We start from the raw sequence: 4,292 nt of genomic DNA on the forward strand, positions 1-4,292 counted from the left end.
CCGGGAACCGAGCCGTGCTGACCGACCATCGAGCCCACGAGGAACGCCCCACCGGCGGTCTGGAACCAGGAGGGGTCATGTGCTCCGGCCGGGAGCGGGCTGCCGAAGCGGGCCGGAGTGTCCTTGGTGCGCAGCACCTGCTTCGCCTCCGCCTGGACGTAGCGGCCGAGGTCGGTGATGTTCGAGACCACGCCGGAGTCGGTGTAGCCGGAGCTGGCCGACAGCGTGGTGATGTCGACCGGGGCGGCGCAGTTGTAGCCACCCTCGACGGCCGACATGTAGTGCCCGTTCATCGGGGTGTCGCCCGGGGCGGCCGGCGTCGAGCCGGGAAGCGAGGTGGCGGCGAGCTCGAGCGGCTCCGTGACGTACTCCGCGATCAGCTCGGATGCCGACATGCCCGTGGCCCGCTCCAGAGCGAGGCCGAGGAGGAGGTATCCCGCGTCGGAGTCGCGGAAGGTCGTCGCCGGTGCCACCCTCTCGCGGCCCAGCCCGTAGCCGGCGAGCTCCAACGGAGCCCAGATCCGCTCCGGGGTGTTCAGCAGCGCGCCCTTGATCGTCGGCTCGGACGATCCGGCCCCGCTCGTGCCGTTGCACAGGTCGAGGAGCGTGACGTCCTTCATGTCGGCGACGCCCGAGACGTACTTGGGCACCTTGGCGTCGAGTTTGACGGTCCCCTCGTCGGCGAGGGCGTAGAGCACATCGCACGTCATGAGGCGGGTCACGTCGGCGACGCGGAACGTCATGTCGGTGGACAGTTCACCGCCGTCGCGGTCCTGTGTGCCCGATGCGGTGACCCAGCTGCCGCTCCAGGGGACCCAGACGCCCACGATCGCCCCGGAGGCGCCGGACGCGGTCAGCGCGTTGTCGACCGCCGCCTGCATCGCGTCGACCGTCGCATCGGGCAGAGCGCCGTCGACCTGAGCCGGTGGTGTGTACGTGAAGGAGCCTTCGGAGGAGCATCCGGTGAGGACGAGAGCGAGCACGGCCGCACTGGCCGCTGCGGCGCGCCAACGGCGCGACGAGAGAAGCTGCATGTAGAACCCCCGAGGATGTGTCTCCCGAGTCTAGAACGCGGATCCTGAAAGACGGCCCCGCGCCGGGCGATCCCCCCGCGCGCGTAAGGTGAGAATCGTGCCCCACCTCTTCGACGCCGACGTGATCACCGCCGTTCTCCGCCACATGAACGGCGACCACACCGACGACAATCTGCTCATCGCCCGCGCCTTCGCCGAGACCCACGCCGAGATCAGCGAGTCCGTCATGACGGGCTTCGACGGCGATGGCGGAGTGTGGGAGATCACCGCCGGCGGCGCCGCGTCCGAGCTGCGCGTGCCGTGGCCCGGCGGACCGATCGCCGACCGTCCGTCCGTGCGACGCGAGGTCGTGGCGCTCTACGACGAGGCCTGCGCTCGCCTCGGCGTCGAGCCGCGCCCGCACGCCTGATCGTCGCGGAGGCGGGTCGCCGGACGACTTCCGACAACTCCGGGCTTTCCTCTGAGGTAAGGCTCCCCTTACACTGAGGTCATGCCCGAGATCCTCTCCTTCTCCGCCGCCCTGCGCGAGCGCTCGTCCGGATCCCACTCCCGCAGCGAGACCGCCGGCTTCATGTCCGACCTCCTGAAGGGCGAGGGCTCCCGCGAGGACTACATCTCGCTCGTCGCTCAGCACTACTTCATCTACGAAGCACTCGAGAGCGCCGGCGACCGCATGCGCCAGGACCCGATCGCCTCGGTCTTCATCAGCGACAAGCTCACCCGCCTTCCCGCGCTCGAGGCCGACCTGGAGTTCCTCCTCGGCGCCGACTGGCGCGAGCAGATCGTTCCGCTGCCGACCACGCAGCGCTACGTCGACCGCATCCGTCAGGTCGGGGCGACCTGGGCCGGCGGCTTCGTGGCGCATCACTACACGCGCTACCTCGGCGACCTCTCCGGTGGGATCTTCATCGGCCGCGTGATGGCCCGTCGTTTCGGCTTCGAGACCAACGGCATCGGCTTCTACCTGTTCGACGACATCGCCGACCCGTCGGCCTTCAAGGACGTGTACCGCGAGCAGCTCGACGCGGCACCGTGGGACGATGCCGAGCGCGAGCGCGTGATCGACGAGGTGCTCCTCGCCTACCGCTTCAACACCGAGCTCTTCGAAGACCTCGACCGGGCGCGCGCCGCGGCCTGAGGCGTCAGCTCTTCGGCAGCTCCGGTGTCGACGCCGCCAACCAGGCGTCGCGCATGAACCGGCGCACGTCCTCGTCCACACGGATGTCGCGGGGTCGCAACGGGCGAGACAGGTAGAGCCCCTCGAGCGAGGTCAGCCGGCTCAGCGCGACATACGTCTGCCCCGGAGCGAAGGCGCCGGAGCCGAGGTCGATGATCGCGCGTTCGTAGGTCTTGCCCTGCGACTTGTGGATCGTGACCGCCCAGGCGAGCCGCAGCGGGAACTGGGTGAACTCGGCCACCACGTCGCGCGACAGCTTCTTGGTGTTCTGGTCGTACGCGTAGCGGAACCGTTCCCAGACGGCGGGCTCGACGTCGACCTCCTCGCCGTCGATGTCGACGCGCACCGCGCTGCCGATGATGCGCACCACTGTTCCGATGGTGCCGTTGACCCAGCGGGGCGGCTCTCCGGACATCGCCGTGTCGTTGCGCAGGAACATCACCTGCGCGCCGACCTTGAGCTTCAGCTCGCTCTCGGCCGGCAGCGACGCCTCGCCGCGTCCGAAGTCGCCGCTGACCTCGGCGCGCGCGGTCTGCTCCTTGCCGGGCAGCGCAGCAAGGTGCCTGCTGTTGATGCTGTTCACGATGTCGTTGCGCGTGGCGAGGGTGATCATCGGCACCTCGCCCGGCTCCGGCTCCGGCGGCGTCCGCGCCCCCTGCGTATTCAGAACGCCGGCGATCTCGGCGGTCACCCGCCCGTAGCGCACGGCGTTGAGCATCGCCTTGAACCCGTCGTCGGACTGCCGGTGGATCTGCACCAGCTCGCGCACGTGCAGCTCGGCGCGGGTGTCGACCTCGAACAGGCCGCCCTGATCGGAGATCCCGGACCCGCCGGCCCACACCTTGGCGTCGAAGAACCAGAACGAGCGGTAGTGGTCCTGCACGTAGCGCGCCTCGTCGCCACGAGGGGGAACCGGCGCCAGCTGGTACGGGTCGCCGAACATGACGACCTGCACGCCGCCGAACGGTTCACCCCTGCGGCCTCTGGCCTGGCGCAGGGAGCGGTCGATCGCATCCATCAGGTCGGCGTTGACCATCGAGATCTCGTCGATCACGAGCGTCTCGATGGCGTTGAGGATGCGCCGCGTCGCATCGTTCTGATCGATGTCGGCATCACCGATCAGGCCGATCGGCAACCGGAAGAGCGAATGGATGGTCTGGCCCTCGACGTTGAGCGCCGCGACACCCGTCGGCGCGCAGATGGCGATCTGCTTCTTGGTGTTCCAGGCGAAGTGCTGCAGCAGCGTCGACTTGCCGGTGCCGGCACGCCCGGTGATGAAGACGTGCTCGCCGGTGTCCTCGATGAGCCGGAACAGCTCTTGCTGCTCCTCGGACAGGGCGGGAAGGGACACGGCACTCACAGGGGAAGCAGACGGAAACGGGGCGCCACCCATGCTACGTCCCGGCATCCGCCCGGGGCCGCCGACGCTCGGCGTCCCCCCAGGACGCCCTCCTAGACTGACGCCATGGGACGGGCCGGCACGCGCGCGCCCCGGCGATCGCGCCTGGGCGTCGATCTGGCGATGCTGGCCGTCGTCGGGCTCATGCTGGTCGCCGCACTCGGTGCCGGCGGCGCGACTCTGTACCAGCAGTTCTACGGTCCGTCCGCCTTCGTGGTCCGCTATCTCGACCTGCTCTCCGCCGGTCGGGCCGCCGATGCGCTCCGCATTCCCGGCGTCGCGATCGACCGCGAGACCCTCGAGAAGGCGGGCATCGATCCGTCGGCTTCCGAGGCGATGCTCCGACGCTCGGCACTCGCACCGCTGACCGATGTGAAGGTCGAGTCGGAGAAGCCCGCAGAGGGCGGCACCGCGGTCACCGTGAGCTACCAAGCGAGCGGCCACTCCGGCACGAGCACGTTCCTGATCGAGCAGGACGGCTGGGCGGGCGTGACCCCCAACTGGCGCTTCACCACCAGCCCACTCGCCGTGATCGACCTCACCGTACGGGGCGCCGACCAGTTCGCGGTGAACGGCTTCGAGGTCGACCGTCGCCAGGTGTCGGCCCTCGGGCCCGAGGCGGGCGCGCTCGATCCCCTGCCGCTTCTGGTGTTCACCCCCGGGCTCTACTCGGTCACGGTCG

The 4,292-nt window shown here is 69.5% G+C and carries 4 protein-coding genes and 1 pseudogene; 3 read left to right on the forward strand and 2 right to left on the reverse strand.

Annotation, left to right across the window (positions count from 1 at the left end):
- The coding region (locus ACNPM4_RS12190; protein WP_448985863.1) for a serine hydrolase domain-containing protein at window positions 1-1,034 on the reverse strand (1,034 nt) is incomplete at its 3' end.
- A 97-nt stretch (window positions 1,035-1,131) separates the two neighbouring features.
- Here ACNPM4_RS12190 and ACNPM4_RS12195 point away from each other — a divergent pair.
- A complete protein-coding gene (locus ACNPM4_RS12195) occupies window positions 1,132-1,443 on the forward strand; it encodes a DUF2470 domain-containing protein (protein ID WP_448985864.1) in 312 nt (103 codons plus the stop codon).
- Between the two features lie 81 nt (window positions 1,444-1,524).
- Window positions 1,525-2,172 carry a biliverdin-producing heme oxygenase gene (locus tag ACNPM4_RS12200; RefSeq protein WP_029264391.1) on the forward strand — a complete coding sequence of 216 codons (648 nt, stop codon included), beginning with the start codon at window positions 1,525-1,527 and terminating at the stop codon, window positions 2,170-2,172.
- Between the two features lie 4 nt (window positions 2,173-2,176).
- Here ACNPM4_RS12200 and ACNPM4_RS12205 read toward each other — a convergent pair whose 3' ends face one another.
- Window positions 2,177-3,562, reverse strand: a complete 1,386-nt coding sequence (locus tag ACNPM4_RS12205) for an ATP-dependent DNA helicase (protein WP_372469429.1) — start codon at window positions 3,560-3,562, stop codon at window positions 2,177-2,179.
- A gap of 114 nt (window positions 3,563-3,676) precedes the next feature.
- Here ACNPM4_RS12205 and ACNPM4_RS12210 point away from each other — a divergent pair.
- Window positions 3,677-4,292 (forward strand): annotated as a pseudogene (locus tag ACNPM4_RS12210) (hypothetical protein); the annotation flags it as partial.

It is taken from the genome of Microbacterium umsixpiens, from assembly GCF_053543675.1.

What these genes read in the sequence shown, in the direction of transcription:
- ACNPM4_RS12200 (WP_029264391.1), top strand. Translation starts at nt 1,525, where the DNA reads ATGCCCGAGATCCTCTCCTTCTCCGCCGCCCTGCGCGAGCGCTCGTCC.